This is a genomic window from Streptomyces sp. NPDC001617, from assembly GCF_053596855.1.
Genome location: NZ_JBSFHA010000014.1, coordinates 110,365 through 127,561, shown reverse-complemented (window position 1 = coordinate 127,561; position 17,197 = coordinate 110,365). Strand labels below are relative to the sequence as shown.

The window sequence follows — 17,197 nt, the reverse complement described above, 5'->3', positions numbered from 1 at the left end:
GAGCCCGTACGTGGCCAAGCTCACGCTCGACCAACTGGAGCGCCACCTCTTCGCGGCCGCCGACATTCTGCGCGGCACGATGGACGCCGCCGAGTACCGCGACTTCCTCCTGGTCCTGCTGTTCCTCAAGCGTGTCAACGACGAGTTCGACGCGGCTCGCGAGGACATCATCAAGAGGGAGATTGCAGGAGGCGCCTCGCGCGCGGAGGCGGAGGAGGAGGCCGACGAGCCGGCCAACTACACGGCTCGCCGGATTATGTACGTTCCGCCGGAGGCGCGTTGGCAGGCATTGGCCGACGCGGTGGACGACGTGGCCACGAAGCACCTCCAGCCCGCGCTCGACGCGGTGGAGGGCCAGAAGGGCAATGAGCGGCTGCGTGGACTGTTCAACCACATCAACTTCAACCGCATCGGCGGTGGCGGTGGCACCGGGGCGGCGGCGGCCAAACTCGCGGACAAGCGGCTGACCGCGCTCATCGGGCACTTCGGCAGTCTCCGGCTGCGCGGCGGGGACTTCGAGTTCCCCGACGTCATCGGTGCCGCGTACGAGTACCTGCTGAAGGACTTCGCCGACTCGGCGGGTGCCAAGGGCGGTGAGTTCTACACCCCGCGCGAGGTGGTGCGGATGATGGTCGAACTGGCCCGCCCCCGCGCCGGAGACAGCGTGTACGACCCCTGCGTGGGATCGGGTGGCATGCTTATCCACGCCAAGGAGTACATCGAGGAGCACGGCGGCGACAGTGAGGATCTGGCCCTTGCCGGACAGGATCTCAACAACGGCTCCTGGGTCATGGCCACGATGAACATGCTGCTGCACGACGCCCACGACTTCGAGTTGTACGTCGGCGACACCCTGTCCCAGCCGCTCCACCTGGACCGGTCCTTCGACGTCGTACTCAGCAACCCGCCCTTCTCCATGGACTACCGGGCGGGCGACATCGGTGACATCGACGACCGCATGCCCTACGGCCAGACGTCCGAGAAGGGCAAGGCCGACCTGATGTTCCTCCAGCACATGCTGCACATGGCGAAGGGACGCGGCGGCTCGGTCTTCACCGTCATGCCGCACGGCGTGCTGTTCCGGGGCGGCGCGGAGGAGAGGATCCGGGCGAAGATCATCGAGGACGACCTGCTGGAGGCCGTGATCGGCCTGCCGTCCAACATCTTCTACGGCACCGGCATCCCGGCCTGCATCTTGGTCCTGCGCACGCGTGGCCGCAAGCGCGACGGCCGCGACGACCAGGTCCTCTTCATCAACGCGGACCGCGAGTACCACTCCGAGCGGGCACAGAACGTCCTGCTGCCCGAGCACACGGAGAAGATCGTCTCCACCTTCCACGCGCCGGCGGGCACGGAGGTGCCGCGCTTCGCGCGGTGGGTCGAGCGGGACGAGATCCGCAGGAACAAGTACAACCTCAACATCCGCCGGTACGTCGACAACACCCCGCCGCCCGAGCCGCAGGACGTGCGGGCGCACCTGGTGGGGGGCGTGCCCCGGTCCGAGATCGAGGCGGCGGAGAAGGCGGCGGTGCTGTCGGCGTACGGGGTGGGCGTGACGGACCTGTTCGCCGAGCGGGAGGGAGAGTCTTCCGAGTACGTCGACTTCCTGCCGGAGGACCGGCGGCCGGACGCCGACCGGCTGACCGCGCTCGCCGAGGACCGTGAGCGCGAACTCTGGGAGGCGTTCGAGTCCTGGTGGACACCCGAGACGGAACAGATCGCCGCCATCGCGCCGTACGAGGATGACGACCGTACGGAAGCCGAGAAGCGCGCCCAACTCGCCCGTCTGCGGGCTGACTTGATCGACTCCTTCCGTGAACGACTGCTGCGTGTAGGCCTGTTGGACCGTTACGCGCTGGCCGGCGCGGTCGCGGGGTGGTGGCAGGATGCCAGGAACGAACTCAAGGCGCTGGCGGAGAACGGCTTCAAGGGCGTTGTCGAGGGCTGGGTCGACACGGTGGAGACCCTGCTGGAACCGGAACCCGACCCGTGGACGGGCGGAGCGCGCAAACGGACGGCTGCGGAGCGGCGACAGGCCTACGGGCACAAGGTTGTCGCCCGTATCGCTGGTGAGTTCCTGAAGGAGCTGGCTGATGCCGATGCTGAGAAGGCCCGGCTGGATGCCAAGGTGAAGGCGGCTGAAGAGGCAGAGGCGGCGAGGGCCGCGGCGGCAGTGGGTGCCTTGGAGGACGGCGAGGCCGGTGAGGGTGCCGATGGCTCTGAGGGCGGTCCCGCCCTCGACCCGGCGGTGGCGGAAGCGCTGCTCAGCGAGGCCGACCTGAAGAAGGCGAAGCGGGAGCGGACGGCGGCGGGGAAGGCGGTGAAGGTGCTGGAGGAGGCGTTCTATCCGCTGGACGGGTTGGGGACCGGTGCTGTCGCGAAGGCCGGTAAATCGTCCAAGGCGACCGAGATCGCCGCCTCCGATGACGCGGCCGGACAGACAACCCTCGACGTGACGCTTCCGGCTGAACCGGACCGTCCTGTCCCTGGTCTGCACGAGGCACGCGACGCCTTGGACGAGGCGGGCGCGCGAGAAGTCGTCCTCGGCATCCTCCGCGACGACCTGGCCTCGAAGCTGGAGGGGCATGTGGTGCGCAGGCGGCGCGAGTTGATCGACACGTACCTGGGTTGGGAGCGCAAGTACCTGGTGTCGCTGCGGGACATCGAGGCGCGGCGGGAGGCTGCGGCGGGGCGGCTGAACGGGTTCCTGAAGGAGCTGGATTATGTCGGCTGAGCTGATCGAGCGGGTGCCTCTTGAGTACTATCTTGCTGGCCCTCCTCGAAACGGCTATTCGCCGGTTGAAAGCGCGGACTGGACCGGGGTGCAGATGCTGGGTCTGGGATGTCTGACACCGGACGGGTTTGAGCCGAGGCAGCTAAAAAACGCGCCTGGCGGTATCACCATCTCGCATTCGGCAATCCTGCGTGATGGCGACCTATTGATGAGTCGAGCCAACACGCGAGAACTGGTGGGACTCGTGGGGAGGTATCGCGACGTGGGTTCGCCATGCATCTATCCCGACCTCATTATGCGGCTTGAGGTATCCGAAAATTGTTCCCCTGAATTTCTGGAAATTTTGCTGCGCTCTCTGGGTGTACGTCAGTCTCTTGCAAGTAGGGCTCAGGGGACATCTGAGAGCATGGTGAAGATCTCTGCGGAATCTGTTCGGTCGTTGCGTGTTCCGCTATTGTCGGTGACTGAGCAGTGGCGCGTCGTCGAGGCTGTGTATTCGATCGCTGAGTCTGAGCGGGATTTGGAAGCGGTGATCGCCAAGCTTCGATCTGTGCGACGTGGGGTCCTCTTGAAGGGCATGTCAGCCGTTGAGGCTTCTGTTGCGCCGGTGGGTTGGGAGCGTGTTCCGTTGAGGGAAGTCGTCCCGTCGGCCGACTACGGTATCTCTGTCGCCTTGAACGCTGACCCCAGCGGAGTCCCAACGCTCAGGATGAACAACCTTCGTGCTGGTCGGCCAGATCTCAAGGAGTTGCGCTACTCGCCGCAAGAGGTGAACCCGCGAGTCCTGCTGCAAACGGGTGACGTGCTATTCAATAGAACAAATAGCATCGAACATGTCGGCCGGGCAGGTATCTGGGGTGGGGAGCTTGAAAGGGCTACCTTCGCTTCCTATTTGGTGCGATTGAACCCTGACATCAGACGTATAATTCCTCGCTATCTTGTCGAATGGCTTCAGCATCCTGTGATTCGTCAGCGAGTGCGTTCGATCGCGACAGTCGCGGTTCAGCAGGTCAACGTGAACCCTTCGCGGCTCCGCGAGCTGGAAATCGACCTGCCTATTGATCTGTCCCAACAGGAAAAACTGGTCTCCAGTCTGGATGCCTGTGACCAGCGGATCGCTGCGGAGCTGGAGAACCTCGACAAGCTTCGCACCATGAAACAAGGTCTGGTCGCCGAACTACTCAGGGGAAACCTCGCTCGCTAAACTCCGTGAGCTCAGCCCAGGCATGAACCAAGGGGAGGCCCCTCGTGCCCATTCGCAAGCCCCCCACCGCCCGCCAGCGGCGGCTCGGGGCCGAGCTTCGGCGGATGCGTGAGCAGGTCGGGCTGTCCCTGACCGAGGCCGCCGCGCTGCATCGGGTGGACAAAACCGCGATCAGTAACACCGAGTCGGCCCGGTTCGGGGTGAGTGCCGACCGGGTGCGTGTATGGGCCGCCAACTACTCGTGCCCGAACCAGGCTTACGTCGACGCGCTCGCGAACATGGCCAGGGAGCGGGCTGGCGCCAACTGGTGGGACGGTTATCGGGACTCCATGGCCTCGTTCATGTTGGACCTGGTCGAGCTGGAGCACCACGCCGTCAGCCTGAGGCATGTGCAGATCACGCATCTTCCCGGGCTGTTGCAGCACGAGGACTACGCCAGAGCGGTCTTCGGGGAGGCTGTTCCGCCCCTTGCGCCGCAAGTCCTCGACCTGCATGTCGAGTTCCGTTTGCGGCGACGGGCGTTGCTCGACGGACCGGAGCCGCCGGACTGCTCGTTCCTGCTTCATGAGGCGGCACTGCGGATGCTGTTCGGTGACCGTGCCGTCGTGCGGAGGCAGTTGGAAGAGTTGCTGAAGCAGGCAGAGCGGGAGTCGGTGACCCTGCGGGTGATTCCCTTCGCCTCTGGAGGCTTTCCGAGCGCGGGCAGTTCGACGGTGTACGCAAGTGGGCCGGTTCGTCAGCTGGACACCGTTCAGATCGACGTCCCGAACGGTGTCACATTCCTGGACTCCGAGACCCACCTCACCAACTACCGCGCTGTACTTGATCGTATGGAGCAGCGGTCCCTGGAGCCGGGACACTCGCGTGACTTCATTCGCAAGGTGCTGCATGAGTTGTGAGGGCTTGAGGATGTTGGAGATTCAGTGGCGTAAGTCGTCGTACTCCGAGCAGTCGGGCAACTGCCTTGAACTGGCGGTGGTTGATGGCCGGGTTCTGGTCAGGGAGAGTGACGACCCTGGCGTGATCGTCAGCACGACCCGTGCCAAGCTCGCGGCGTTCCTGGCCGGGGCCAAAGCTGGGGAGTTCGACGACCTCGCATGAGGTCCCCCGAAGCGGGCATATGCCAAATCATCCGGCTTGCGCATCAATGTTGATGCACAAGCAGAGTTGTGGCTACTTTGGTGTCGGACGGTAGTCGATCGGTCACCGTCCGAACGTCAAGCGCCCCGGCGGTGTTAGCGGCACCCCGGGGCATGGCCAACGCCCTGTAGGGAGCGTCAGCATGTCCCACCGTATCCGGCCCGGCCTCGCACGAACACTCGTGCAGGTGGCCGTCCTCCTTCTTGTGTGCCTCGTGCGCGCACTCATCCCCGTGCCCGTACCCACGTCCGTGTCGGACGTGGTCCGGCGGCCACCCGGTTACCGGATTCTCGTCGCCGGTGCCGAGATCCCCGTACTGCCGCCGTATCTGCTGAGGCGGCGTCGGCCCAGTGGGACGGCCACGGCAGCCGCAGCCCGTCGTCCCGCCTCCCGCATCCGCCCCTACCTCGTCGCGCACGAACAGCGCATGCGGCGGCGGGCGTTGGTGCTTGCGCTCGACGGGATCGACGTCGGGCCCTGGGTGATCCACGGTCATCGCATTGGCAGCCCGGTGGGCACTCCCGTGAGGGTGGCGGCCTGATGAATGCGCCCCGGATGCGGATCAGCCGCGTACCCAGCAAGCCCGTACGGCGAGGGGAGGACGGCGACCTCACCATCGACCTCTGGCTGACCAGGGACGGGGGGTTCGAGACCGACCTCGCCCTGCGCCTCACGCCCGCCGAGGCGGAGGTCCTGCACGCCCAGCTCTGCTACGCGCTGGACGACTCGACGACCTCGGTGATCACGCCGGTGTCCAAGCTGCCTGACTGCCGCAAACCCGCTGTGGGCAGCCAGGGAGTGCGCTGGCCATAGGGTCTCGAAGTGGGGCGGTGCGTCCCTCCGGCCGTACCTCGGGGAGGCTTCTCCGTGAAAGCGTGACACTCTGCGCAGAAGTGTCACGCTTTCGTGACGAGGACTGTTCAGCGCCTACGCGATGCGGGCCCACCGCCCACCTCCGTAGAGCCGCCATGGGGCCGGATCCCCCGCGTGCGGGCGGCGCGAACACCAACGTGCCGCCCCCCACACGCGACGCAGTCGACTCATGCCCTTCGTCCGCCCGGCGCCTGCGGGTACCGTCGACAACACAGCGAACGTCCACCGACCGGGAGCACACCGTGACCGCCCTCCCCGCGGATCCCCAGCCCGACGAGCCGCTCATCCCCATGCCCGCGCTCACCCCCGGGGCGCTGCGTGCCGCCGTCGAAAGCCTGACGCCGAGCCGGATGCCGGCGTTCGTTAGCGATCTTGTCGACGCGACCACCAGCGCCCAGCAGCTCCAGTCCTTCGCGCCGCTCCGTACGTTCGTCCACACCTGGGGGGTGTTCGTGGCGATCCAGAGGTATCCCTCGCGCGCCGCCCGCCTGCGCCATCTGGAAGAGATGGTGAGTGCCGGGGTGGAGGAACCGGCGGACGCCATCGTCGAGATCAGGAAGATCCATGAGAGCGCCGAGGCCGAGGCCGGGCTGTGACCGACTGGAAATGGGACTACAACCCGAGCGAGGAGTACCTGACCGACGGCCTTCCCGTCGGTGTGATTGCCGAGGTGGAGCGGATCGCCACCGAACTGGCCGCGCTCGGACGTGACGCCGAGACGGCGGGCAGCAGGCCCGAGGACAAGCCGGGTGGGTTGAGGAACTTCCCACTCTTCGGCGGACGCGGCTTCATCCAGTTCCTCGCGGTTCCCCACCATGAGTGCGTCTACGTATGCAACATCGTCTGGAATGGATGAGACGGGCCGCACACCAGCTTGACGTCACGGCGCACCGGGGTCGGTGAAGGCGTCGCTGAGCAGGTCCGTCAAGAGGCCCAGCCGGAACACTTCGTGCTTCGCGATCAGTTGTCTGTGAGCCTCGATCTGCGTGCCGATCTCGTTGAGCGCCCCCGCGATGGTCCGCTGCCGTTCCAATGGGGGAACGAAGATCGGAGCCGTGGCCAGCGCCTGGGACGGGAGTGTCTCCACGGCCTGGCCACGGTTGGCCTGCGAGGCGATCCACTCATGGACGAGCGGATGCCCGAGGTAGTGGAGAAGGTACTCGGGCAGGATCGTCTCTGTTGTGGGCCTGATCCGCAGGCAGGCGGCGCCGAAGAGCCAGGTCGCCTCCGCGGTGCTGACGAGAGCCCTCCTCCCGAGCGCACCGAGTGTCCCCTGGCGCACGTAGACCAGGTCCCCCCTCCGCAACCGGAACCGCGCGAGACCGGCCGCGGTCCCCACGCTTACACGCTTGATGTTGCGCGCTTCGACCTTGTGCTCGGCGGTCAGATCGGGGGGTGAGATGACGGGGACGCCCTCCAAGCTCGCCGAAAGCCCCTCCAACTGCTGCCCCGACGGCCCGGAGGCGATCTCGCAGAGGTCGATGAGGCGGTGTGTTCGGCTCGGGGGCATCTTGGCGGGTCCTTACTGTTGCCATGCCGGTGGCGCTCGGGAAGGGGTCTGATTCGTCCCGCGAACGGAGGAGGCCGGGGCGCTGGGCGCCCCGGAGTGCCGATGCGGCTAGACGCGGACGATGTCGCGGATCTGCCGGAGCTGGGCCCGCGCCTCGGAGTCACCGGCGCCGCGCAGGACCGCGTCACCCTTGAGGCTCGGGTTGTGGACGGCGTCGACGGTGTCGGCGATCGGGGTCCCTTGCAGGTAGACCCGTACCGGGCTGTCCTGGTTGGCAGGCAGTTCCCGGGGGATGTGTCCCATCCCGTGCGACTCCAGCCGCTCGGAGATGGTGCCGAGTACCCGGTTGCCCAGGCGGCCGGCCCCCTGGATGTCACGCAGCACGCCCATGGTGACGACGTGCAGACCGCCGTCGTCCGCGACCGCAGTACGGAGGTCCTCGTAGCTGCCCATCCCCATCCCCATTTCTCGCGTGCGCCCTGCGCACAGCGATGTCCGGAGCAGTTGGCACCTGAGTCCCATCCGCCCCACCCCTCATCCGTGGGCAAGAAGGTAGCCCTGCCCCTTAAGCGGGCGCAACTCTCCTTCATAGGGTCCTGTGATGGATTGCTGCATCAAAGTCTGCGCATCCATGGTCCGGCTGAGGGTGCATCAACTGTGCACGCGTAAAGGCCTTCTTGATCTCGGCACATCACCAGAGCCGCTCGAAAGCTTCGCCTGCCCAGGAGCGCGCAACCACCCCACGCGCCCTTACCCGTGGCCCACAATGGACCCTCACACGTTCACCGTGACGCAGGGGAGGGCACGGGCGCATGGCTGCCGGTGTGGTCAGGGAGTCGACCGAGCGGGCCGAGGCGGAACGACCGCTTCTGGAGCACCTCAAGGCGATGGGGTGGCAGCACATCGAGGGCGCCCGGCTGAAGGAGACGGCGGAGCGTGGAGACTTCCGGGAGGTGCTGCTGGAGCGGCGCCTGCGGGCAGCCCTGCGCCGGTCCTCGTCCTGGATGAAGAGTGACGAGCAGACCGAGGCGGCCGTTTCCACGCTACGTACCGCCACCCGCCACGTGTCCACCCAGTCCCTGCCGCGGGCCAACCGCGATGTCACCACGCTCCTGCTGTACGGCGACATGCAACCGGGGCCCGACGACAAGCAGGTGCAGGCGAAGTTCTTCGACTGGTCACGCGAGGCACTGGGAGGCAGCCGCGAGGAGGTCCTGGCCCGTAACGACTATCTCGTCGTCGACCAGTTCCGGGTGCACGACGCGGACGGGCGGCCGTCCGTGCTGGACCTCGTCCTCTTCGTGAACGGCATCCCGCTCGTCGTCATCGAGTGCAAGTCACCGGACATACCCGACCCGCTCGGCAAGGCCATCCGGGACCTGCGGGCCTATACCGGTCGCCCACTGGATGACGACACCCGGCGTGGCTCCGGTGCGCCACGAGGCGTGCCCCACCTGTTCGTTCCGGCGCAACTCCTCGTGGCCGCCGATGGAACCCACGCCGCGCTCGGCACGTACTCCTCGGCCGAAGCGCACTACGCGCTGTGGCGCAGTGTCACCCCGGACTACGGCGATCCGGACCGGCCGGGGGACGACGGAGCCGAGGATCTGCGCCGTGAGCTGAGGGGGTGGGGGCTGCTCGGTCCGGAGGAGGCGCCCACCCTTCAGCAGCGACTCACCGCGATCGTTCTCAGGCCCGGCAACCTCCTCAACATCGTCCGGCACTACGTCTTCGAGAAGCCGGTCGACGACGACAGCGGCGACCGTGCGAAGAGTCGCTCCAAGGCCGCCGAGCCGCAGACGGTCAAGGTGGTCTGCCGTCACCAGCAGTACCGGGCCACCGAGAAGATCGTGGCGCGGCTGCGGACGCGGCCGAGCCGCCGCGTCACCGGAGGGGACCGGGACGAACGGGGTGGTGTCATCTGGCACACCCAGGGCGCCGGCAAGAGTTTCACCATGCAGTTCCTGGCCCGGCGACTGCACATGAGTCCGGACCGCGAGCTGAACGGGATCACGATCGTCGCCGTCACGGACCGTACAGACCTTCAACGGCAGTTGCGGCGCGCGGTGGCACTCAGCGACTCCGAGATCCGGGAGGCCACCTCCCGTACGGACCTGGAGCGCCTGCTCCGCCGGGCCGGACGGGTCGGCGGACGTGCGGTGATCTTCGCGACGATCCAGAAGTTCCTCGGCGATCTGGCACCCCCCACGGGGGAGGGGAACGATACGGCCGACGGTGACGACCGGGCGCTGGCCGAGGACTTCGAGCAAGCGCGACGGCGGCTCGCAGCGGGCGAGAGCGCCGAGGAGGTCTCCGACCCCACGCCGGACGAGCGAACGTTGAGCCGCGCCGAGCGGATCTTCCCCGAGTGCAGCGACGAGGACCGGGTCCTGGTCCTCGTCGACGAGGCCCACCGCTCGCACACCTCGGTCCTGCACGCCTGTCTGCGCAAGGCCCTGCCCAACGCGGCCCGGATCGGCTTCACGGGCACCCCGCTGATGCAGGGCCGCCTCACCGACACCGGGCGCATCTTCGGTCTGGAGCCGAGCAGTGAACCCGGCGGGGCCCCCGAGTTTCTCGACACGTATCGCATGACCGAGGCCGAACGCGACAAGGTCGTCGTGCCCGTGCGCTATGCGGGCCGCGCCACCACCGCGGAGGTGCGTGACAAGGAGCGGCTGGACGAGTGCTTCGAGGACCTGATCGAGCCGCTGGATGAGGACCAGCAGGAGTGGGTGCGGGAAAAGTACGGCGCACCCTCCGCGCGTGTTGTGGCGGAGTCGGCGCCCATGATCCGGCGCAAGGCGATGGACATGCTGGAGCACTACGTCACCGGGCCGCTCACTGGCGGGTTCAAGGCGCAGGTCGCCGCGGTGAGCCGACGGGCCGCGGTCACCTATCGCAGTGCTTTCCGTGACGCGCGGACCGATCTGCTGCACCGGATTGAGGAGTTTGACCTCAGCGGGCGGCGCGAGGCTCTGCGGGGCAAGGCTCCGGAGACGTACACATCCGAGGAATCGCTCCTTCTGCGGGCCTGGCAGTTCCAGGAACTGCTGCGGCGGATCGACTTCGTACCAGTCATTTCCGCCGGAGCCGAGCAGAAGGAGGGAGTGTGGCGCGAGTGGACCGACCCGGAGGAGCAGCGCAAGCACATCGCAGGTTTTCTGCGCCCGTTCCCGGAGTTGCCGCCCGACAATCCGTGGGCGACTCATCCGTCCGCCGAGCCCGACCCGGTACCGGCCGGGTCCGTGGGCAGCATGAACCCCTGGAGCGATCTGGTCTTCGGCGGCGGTTCCACATCCGGTGGCAAGGGAGAGGATGAGGCCGGCCGGCCACCGATCGCGTTCCTCATCGTCAAGTCGATGCTGCTCACCGGATTCGACGCCCCCATCGAGCAGGCGCTCTACCTGGACCGGCCCATTCGCGACGCCGAACTCCTCCAGGCGATCGCTCGTGTCAACCGGCCGGCCCGCCGGAAGCGGGAGGGGCTGGTCGTCGACTACTACGGCGTCCTGAACAATCTCGGCGTCACACTGGCCGCCTACCGGGGCAACCCGCCTGCCCTGGACTCACTGCGCAGCCTGGCCGACGACATCCCGGAGATGAAGCGGACAGCCGACCTGGTCCGCGAGTTCCTCGTCGCGGCGGGCATCGATCCGGACGGCCTCACGACTCGTGGTGCTCTCGGCAGCGCTGTGCTCGCGCTCGGGGACCCCACGGTTCGCGCCGAGTTCGACGGTCGACTGGGCGACTTCCTGGGTGCGGTCGACCGTGTCCTGCCACATGAGAAGGCGCTGGACCACCTGCACGACGTACGGGCGTGGAGTGTGCTCCAGATGCGCGTGCGTCGCCACTACCGGGACGACACCGGTGGCGGCTTCGCGATGCGCGGGTACGGCCGGAAGGTGCGCGCCCTGATCGCCGATCACCTTCAGACACAGGAGATCGAGCAGAAGATCCCTCCCGTCTCCATCCTCGCCCCCGACTTCGACGAAGTGGTCGGCACGCTCCCCGTACGTGAGGCCGCTGCCGAGCAGGTGCAGGCCTTGCGCTACCACTTGGAGGAGCGTCTGGCTGTGGAGGAGCGACCAGCGTACCGGCAGCTCTCCGCCGAACTGGAGCGGGTGCTGGAGGAGTTCGCCGGGAACTGGGAGGAGATCTCCCGCGAGCTCCTGCCGCTGGTCGACCGGGCCCGACGGGCGGAGGAAGCCGATCCTGCCGTCGCCGACCTGTCGCCGATGGAGCAGCGGCTGTACGTGCTGATCGGCGAGAAGCTGACGGAGAGCGAGGCCTTGGAGGAAGCGTCGCCGGAGCGGCTGCGTCAGCTCGTCGACGAGGTGTACGACGAGATCACCGCCGCCGTGCGGCTGGCGTCGTTCGGCGGGCGGGAGCGACATGTGACGTTGCTGGAATCACGTCTCTACCAGCGGCTGCGGGTCTCAGGTCTTCGCGGTTCCGGCGCGACACGTGACGCGGTCAAGCGGCTCGCCTCCGCACTCGCCGGATACGCGACGGAGCACCTCGCGGAGTTCCGGGCCGAGGCACGGCAAGAATGAGTCCATGACCGATGCCCAGCCCGCCGGCGCCCAGGCCCGACCCGATGAGCCCGAGATCACGGAAGACGGGCCCTTGCTGGTCGACGGGCGCGAGCTGTGTGTCCGGATCAGCTCACGGCGGCGTCGTCTTGGCCTGACTGTCGAGCGGGACCGGTCCCTGACCCTGCATGTTCCTCAAGGGTGCACTGTTCGGCGGGCCGAACAGTTCGTGCGGGACAGCGGTGAGTGGATCGGCGACAAAACTCGCCTCAGCGAGGAACGCAGTCAGCTGCATCCTGCTCGTGCCCTCCGGGACGGAGAGATTCATCGCTACCTGGGGCGGGACTACCGGCTTCTCGTCGTCGGTGATGAGGGGCCTGACGACTCGACCGCGACGCCGGCCGTAAAGCTCGTAGCGGGACGACTGCGCATGGACAGCTGCGTCGCCGCAGATCCGGCCCTCGCGAAGAGAGCACTCGCCGACTGGTACATCCAGGCCGGGCAGCGCTGGGTCGGGGGACGCCTTCAGCCCTGGGCAGCTCGGATGGACGTCCCGGAGGCTGCGGTGCAGGTGCGGGATTTGGGGCACCGCTGGGGTAGCTACCGTTCCGGAACGGTGGGCGAAGGGGTGGTCTCGCTGCACTGGGCGACCTTCCAACTGCCGATCCACCTGGTCGACTACGTCGTCGCACACGAGTTGGCGCATGCGCGTGTATCCGGTCACGGGCCTGAGTACTGGCGGCTGCTCGGTAGGGCGCTTCCCGAGTGCCGCCGATTGAAGACGGAGCTGGACGAACTAGGGCGACGGGTATGGATGGGTGACCTGGCCTGCTGATGGTCGCGACGAGACGATCGAGTTCAACTCGTTCCTCTGATCCGTAGAGAGCGGTGGCCGGCCTGCTGTGAGCGGTCGGCCGCCGTCACACCACCTCACCGCCCCCGCACCCACCCCCCGAGCGGGCTCGTCCGCACGTACACCCCCACGTCGTTCACCCGGCAACTCGGGCCCCAGCTCACGATTCCCAGCACGGTGGCCGGGCTTCCCCCGCTCAGGAGCGGGCTGCCCGAGTCGCCGGTGCAGGTGTTGCGGTCGGCGCCGGTGTCCGGGATGGCACAGAGCTGGCGGTCGGGATACGGCGTGATGCCCAGGGTGCGTTGGGCCTGGGCGCAGCGGTTCTCGGGTACGAACCGCAGCGGTACGGGCGTACGGCGGCAGGGCGCGATCCCGCCGTAGCCGTCGCGGCCCCAGCCGAACTCGGTGGCCGTGGCGGGCGTCCGCTCCCCAGCGCCCGGCAACCGCGCTGGGGCCGTGGTGGCGCGGCCGGACAGGATGAGCAGGGAGGCGTCCGTGCCACGGCCCGACGGGTACGACAGAACCCGGCGTACACGCAGGCGCAGGCCCGGAACCGGGGCGTTGCGGCACAGGTTGTCCGCGCCCACGACGGCGTCGACCGAGCCGGGGCGCCGGGTGCGGACGCAGTGCGCGGCGGTGAGCACCCGGTCGGGAGCGACGAGGACGCCGCCGCAGAACTGGCCGTTGAACAGGTCGCCGGCCGGTGAGGAGGCGTTGACCAGCGCCACCACCGGGCTCGGGTCCGGACCCGCCGGCCCAGCGGTGACGCTCGGGGTGTCGGCGGACGCGACCGACACCCCGAGCGTCATCAGCAGTGCCCCAACGGCGAGCCGCAGGTGCCTCAGCACGACTTCTTTCTGGTTTCCACGCTGAGGCCCATGACGTTGTGCCAGCGGTACTTCTTGCCGCCGACGTGGTAGTCCACCGTGATCCCCTTCATCCGTACGCGGGAGGTGCCGGTCACCAGGATCGCCACCACGAGGTTGTGTGTGGCCTTGGACGTGGCGGACTGCGGTGCGAGGGTCGCCCCCACCGCGGGCCTCCGGTGCTTCCAGCCCGCGCCCACGGAGTCGAGGCTGAACTTCGACGGCGGATAGTGGGTGTCGTAGCCGATGAGACTCGTCGTGGCCGGTACGAGGACCGCGTCGGTGAACCGCAGCCCGTGCGGCTCGGCAAGGGCGACGCCGTCGACGACCGCCTTGTCCTTGCCGTAGTTGTGCAGTTCGTCCCCGCCGAACGTCAGCGTGGCACCCTGTTTCGCCGGCAGGCACACGTTGCCCGAGCCGGCGTCGGAGTAGTCCGGCCCGTTGAGCGGGCCGTCCCCCGCGGGGGTACCGGGCTTTGACGAGCAGCCCGTCGTCAAGGCGAGGACCAGCGTCAGAGCACCGGCCCGCCCGAGCAGGACCCGCGGCGGCGAAGTGAGGATCACGGCTTGTACCCGCTCTTCGTTGTGGTGGCCACGAAGTTGTACGGGTGAGAGCTGCCGGGCGCCCCGCCGGTTCCGCAGATGTAGCGGTTGGCTTTGAACGTGTACACCACGGTCGTCTCCGAGGAGTAGCCGGTCTCCGCCGAGAGGTTGATTCCGATGGCGTCGCCGGTGCTCGCCCCGTCGGTCCAGGTGATCGCCTTGGACGAGGTCCGGGTGAACTTCGCACCGTCGGGATAGGGAGCGCAGGTCGTCGCTTTCGGCGTCTTGGCGGAGACGATCTTTTCGCCGCCGTAGTAGTACCGCGCGCGCACCTCGTAGTGGTATGTGATGACGCTTCCGTGTCCACCGCTCACGCACGCCATTTTGTACTTGCCGTAGTCGTACTCGGATTTGTAGTAGACGCCCTTGTGGTTGCCGTAGTCCGGGTAGTCGTTCGTGACGCTGCTCTCCTTGGAGACGGACCCACTGGCTTCGAAGGAGCCGTAGGCCCCGGTGGCGGACGTGCCGACGCCGAGCGAGCTGGAGGAGCCCTTCGTGTAGGAGAGGGTGTGCTTCACCCCTGTAGTGGCGCTGTACGTCTGTCCGACGATGACCCACTTCGGGCCCAGGTCCTTGGTGAGGGTCCCGGTGCAGGCCTTGGTCACGCCGGCGGTGTCGGCCGTGTCGGAGGTGTCGGCCGCGCTCGCGGCCGCGGCGGCGTCATCGGCCGCGGAGGCGTCCGCGCTGTCCGGGCTGTCGCCGACGGAGACGGGAGTGTCGGTGGTGTCCTCGGCGGTGGCGGACGTCTCGTCGGTGTCGGACGTGGTGACCGGCGCGGCGTTCAGGACGAGTGTGGCGCTCACCGGGGTCTGGGTGTCGGCGCTCGAAGTATCGCTGTCGGTGTCCGTGGTCGTCGCCGCGAGGTAGGCGCTGCTGGTGCCTGAACCGACCAGTTTCCGCGGGAAGTTGAAGGTCGCCTCGTCGTCCCCCGAGTAGGCGATGGTCTCGAAGTTGACCGTCCCGTCGCTTGCCGCCTCCGGTGCCGCCAGGTCGGCCGAGGCGAGCCGCAGCGTGTAGTTCCCGGAGCTGTCGGCGATCGCCTTGGCCACGGGCTGCAGCTTGACCGAGTCCCCCTCCTGGAGGGCGGCGTCCGTCTCGTTGTCCGGCCACGCGTAGAGGACCACGTCGGCGCCCGCCACGGCCGTACCGTCCGCGTTCTGCACGGTGCCGCTGCTGACCGCGGGGGTGCTGAGGGAAGCGGAGTCGGTGATGCCGGCGAGTTCTGCCTCCTCGTACGTGACGCTCAGGTGCGGTTCGACCGAGTTGTCGCCGGCGATGTAGTTCGCCGAGCGGTAGCGCCGCCAGGTGAGGGAGTCGGTCTCGTCCACGGCGCGCAGCTGGAGGCCGTAGTTCGGGGCGCCGTCGGCCCAGGCCTGCACGATGTTGTCGATGTCCCAGTGGCTGTACGCGGCCGGGCAGTCCGAGGAGTAGCCGTGCGCACCGGTGTTGACGACCTCGCCCGCGCTTGTGACGGTCGGCATCGCGTCCCAGGTGATGGCGGAGGGATCCCAGTCGGAGGTGACGCGTCGGACACGGACCCCGGAGCCCGCGGTCGAGCAGGTGGAGGACCAGTAGGAGTACAGCTTGAGGTCGGTGTCCACGATGTGGGTGCCGGTGAACTCGGAGGTGTCGAACTTGAGGAAGGCGCGGGCCCGGTGGGTTCCGCCGTCGTATGTCCCGACGCGCAGTTCCCCGGAGGAACGCTGCGAGTCCGTGTAGTTGGGGTCCTCCAGCCAGGTGTCCGTGGTCACCGCGAGCGTGGTGGTCGGGTCGATGGTGAGTGGGTAGCTGAGGTTCGGCGAGTCGAGGAAACCGGAGTCCGGAGTGAGTACCAGGACCTGGCCCGAGTCCGTGTCCTCGATCCTCGACTCGACCTTGGTGTCGTGCGCAGGCAGGCCGGAGGTCGCGTCGAGCGACGAGTCCCACATGTGCGGGGCGGGCGCGTCGGCGACGGTCTTGCCGGAGCCGTCGGTCAGCAGCAGGTGGCCGGCCTCGTTCTGGGAGACCTTGAGGCCGCCCGACGTGGTCAGCGGGATCCGGATGGTCAGCGGACCATCCGGCCGCTTGTGCAGGACGACCTGCTCCGAGAAGCCGCTCGGCAGCGCGGTCACCACGAGGTCGCCGCCCGCGACGGCGTCGTGGTAGGTGGCGGTGTCTCCGTCCAGGTCTGGTGCCGGCAGGTCCTTGCCGAGGGAGAGCGATACGGCCTTGGCCCCGTCCTCGAGCTGGGCGAAGGGTCCGGATCCGCCGTCCGAGAAGTGCAGTTCGGCCGGTATGGCGTCAGGTGTCACCGTTGTGCCGGTGTCGGCGAGCGTGGTGTTCACCGGGGTCCAGGCTCCGTCCCGGCGGACCCGGATCGGAGCGTCGTAGACATCCGTGGTCAGGGTACCGGAGGGGTTGGCCCAGGTCGTCGAGGTCTCGGTGCGTTTTCCGGTCACCTCGACCCGGGATCCCCGCTCCCGGGCGGCGGCCAGTGCGGAACCGGTGTCGGGCTCGGCGGACGCGGTGGCCGACGAGGTCGTGGCTGCCGACGTGGAGTGCGTTGCCCCGCCGGCGTCGGCGAATGCGGTCGCCGTCGTACCGCCGCCGGTCGCGGTGAGCGTCAGGCCGAGGCCGAGTACGGCGATACGAGATTTGAAATGTCTGGACCATGACAAAGATCGGGTGAATCGCATGCGGAGCCCCCCGTGGCTGGTTTTCCTCCCGATGTGGAGGAGTGGCTCACGCTAGAGCCGTCCCGTGAGTCACACCAACACCTAACCTTCACATTTACTTCTTACTTGGCCCCCAATTTGCCGCCCCTTGACGGGAGTTGCTCACTTCGGCCCCCAAGGTGTTGGTCAGGTCATGGACATCTTTGACCTGTCCATGGCTTGTTCC

Annotated in this window: 15 protein-coding genes; 10 read left to right on the top strand and 5 right to left on the bottom strand. The window is 67.7% G+C overall.

What is annotated here, in order from left to right:
- The first annotated feature begins 10 nt into the window (after positions 1–10).
- From ACWC09_RS13885 to ACWC09_RS13850, 8 genes are all read left to right on the top strand, one after another.
- Positions 11–2,734, top strand: coding sequence for an N-6 DNA methylase (locus ACWC09_RS13885; protein WP_450850741.1), 2,724 nt, complete (start codon positions 11–13; stop codon positions 2,732–2,734).
- Positions 2,724–3,938 carry a restriction endonuclease subunit S gene (locus ACWC09_RS13880; RefSeq protein ID WP_450850740.1) on the top strand — a complete coding sequence of 405 codons (1,215 nt, stop codon included), beginning with the start codon at positions 2,724–2,726 and terminating at the stop codon, positions 3,936–3,938. The genes ACWC09_RS13885 and ACWC09_RS13880 overlap by 11 nt, the downstream gene beginning before the upstream one ends.
- A 44-nt stretch (positions 3,939–3,982) precedes the next feature.
- Complete coding sequence (locus ACWC09_RS13875; RefSeq protein WP_450850739.1) at positions 3,983–4,837, top strand: helix-turn-helix domain-containing protein; 855 nt, start codon at positions 3,983–3,985, stop codon at positions 4,835–4,837.
- A gap of 10 nt (positions 4,838–4,847) precedes the next feature.
- On the top strand, positions 4,848–5,039 hold the full coding sequence (locus ACWC09_RS13870) for a DUF397 domain-containing protein (RefSeq protein WP_450850738.1): 192 nt from the start codon (positions 4,848–4,850) through the stop codon (positions 5,037–5,039).
- A 181-nt stretch (positions 5,040–5,220) separates the two neighbouring features.
- Complete coding sequence (locus ACWC09_RS13865; protein ID WP_450850737.1) at positions 5,221–5,619, top strand: hypothetical protein; 399 nt, start codon at positions 5,221–5,223, stop codon at positions 5,617–5,619.
- Positions 5,619–5,891, top strand: a complete 273-nt coding sequence (locus ACWC09_RS13860; protein ID WP_450850736.1) for a hypothetical protein — start codon at positions 5,619–5,621, stop codon at positions 5,889–5,891. Before ACWC09_RS13865 ends, ACWC09_RS13860 begins: the two co-directional genes overlap by 1 nt.
- A 302-nt stretch (positions 5,892–6,193) precedes the next feature.
- Positions 6,194–6,547 (top strand): DUF6247 family protein, encoded by a 354-nt coding sequence (locus tag ACWC09_RS13855; protein WP_450850735.1) that lies wholly within the window; start codon positions 6,194–6,196, stop codon positions 6,545–6,547.
- A complete protein-coding gene (locus tag ACWC09_RS13850) occupies positions 6,544–6,807 on the top strand; it encodes a hypothetical protein (RefSeq protein WP_450850734.1) in 264 nt (87 codons plus the stop codon). The genes ACWC09_RS13855 and ACWC09_RS13850 overlap by 4 nt, the downstream gene beginning before the upstream one ends.
- A 24-nt stretch (positions 6,808–6,831) precedes the next feature.
- Here ACWC09_RS13850 and ACWC09_RS13845 read toward each other — a convergent pair whose 3' ends face one another.
- Both ACWC09_RS13845 and ACWC09_RS13840 read right to left on the bottom strand, forming a co-directional pair.
- Positions 6,832–7,461: a restriction endonuclease subunit S gene (locus ACWC09_RS13845; RefSeq protein ID WP_450850733.1), complete on the bottom strand. Its 630-nt coding sequence runs from the start codon at positions 7,459–7,461 to the stop codon at positions 6,832–6,834.
- 108 nt (positions 7,462–7,569) lie between these two features.
- Positions 7,570–7,914 carry a hypothetical protein gene (locus ACWC09_RS13840; protein WP_450850732.1) on the bottom strand — a complete coding sequence of 115 codons (345 nt, stop codon included), beginning with the start codon at positions 7,912–7,914 and terminating at the stop codon, positions 7,570–7,572.
- 359 nt (positions 7,915–8,273) lie between these two features.
- On the opposite strand from ACWC09_RS13840, the gene ACWC09_RS13835 reads away from it, so the two are divergent.
- Together ACWC09_RS13835 and ACWC09_RS13830 are read left to right on the top strand one after the other, a co-directional pair.
- On the top strand, positions 8,274–12,017 hold the full coding sequence (locus tag ACWC09_RS13835) for a type I restriction endonuclease subunit R (protein ID WP_450850731.1): 3,744 nt from the start codon (positions 8,274–8,276) through the stop codon (positions 12,015–12,017).
- 4 nt (positions 12,018–12,021) lie between these two features.
- Entirely contained in the window at positions 12,022–12,831 is an 810-nt protein-coding gene (locus ACWC09_RS13830) for a M48 family metallopeptidase (RefSeq protein WP_450850730.1), read from the top strand.
- Between the two features lie 95 nt (positions 12,832–12,926).
- On the opposite strand, the gene ACWC09_RS13825 is transcribed toward ACWC09_RS13830, so the two are convergent.
- From ACWC09_RS13825 to ACWC09_RS13815, 3 genes are read right to left on the bottom strand one after another with little or no spacing between them, the layout of a single operon-like run.
- Positions 12,927–13,697: a S1 family peptidase gene (locus ACWC09_RS13825; protein ID WP_450850729.1), complete on the bottom strand. Its 771-nt coding sequence runs from the start codon at positions 13,695–13,697 to the stop codon at positions 12,927–12,929.
- Entirely contained in the window at positions 13,691–14,278 is a 588-nt protein-coding gene (locus ACWC09_RS13820) for a hypothetical protein (RefSeq protein ID WP_450850728.1), read from the bottom strand. Before ACWC09_RS13820 ends, ACWC09_RS13825 begins: the two co-directional genes overlap by 7 nt.
- Complete coding sequence (locus tag ACWC09_RS13815; RefSeq protein ID WP_450850727.1) at positions 14,275–16,974, bottom strand: DNRLRE domain-containing protein; 2,700 nt, start codon at positions 16,972–16,974, stop codon at positions 14,275–14,277. Before ACWC09_RS13815 ends, ACWC09_RS13820 begins: the two co-directional genes overlap by 4 nt.
- Between the last annotated feature and the right edge of the window lie 223 nt (positions 16,975–17,197).

Coding starts and splice junctions, on each gene's coding strand:
- ACWC09_RS13880 (WP_450850740.1), top strand. CDS start 2,724: ATGTCGGCTGAGCTGATCGAGCGGGTGCCTCTTGAGTACTATCTTGCT.
- ACWC09_RS13870 (WP_450850738.1), top strand. CDS start 4,848: ATGTTGGAGATTCAGTGGCGTAAGTCGTCGTACTCCGAGCAGTCGGGC.
- ACWC09_RS13865 (WP_450850737.1), top strand. CDS start 5,221: ATGTCCCACCGTATCCGGCCCGGCCTCGCACGAACACTCGTGCAGGTG.
- ACWC09_RS13860 (WP_450850736.1), top strand. CDS start 5,619: ATGAATGCGCCCCGGATGCGGATCAGCCGCGTACCCAGCAAGCCCGTA.
- ACWC09_RS13845 (WP_450850733.1), bottom strand. CDS start 7,461: ATGCCCCCGAGCCGAACACACCGCCTCATCGACCTCTGCGAGATCGCC.
- ACWC09_RS13840 (WP_450850732.1), bottom strand. CDS start 7,914: ATGGGCAGCTACGAGGACCTCCGTACTGCGGTCGCGGACGACGGCGGT.
- ACWC09_RS13835 (WP_450850731.1), top strand. CDS start 8,274: ATGGCTGCCGGTGTGGTCAGGGAGTCGACCGAGCGGGCCGAGGCGGAA.
- ACWC09_RS13830 (WP_450850730.1), top strand. CDS start 12,022: ATGACCGATGCCCAGCCCGCCGGCGCCCAGGCCCGACCCGATGAGCCC.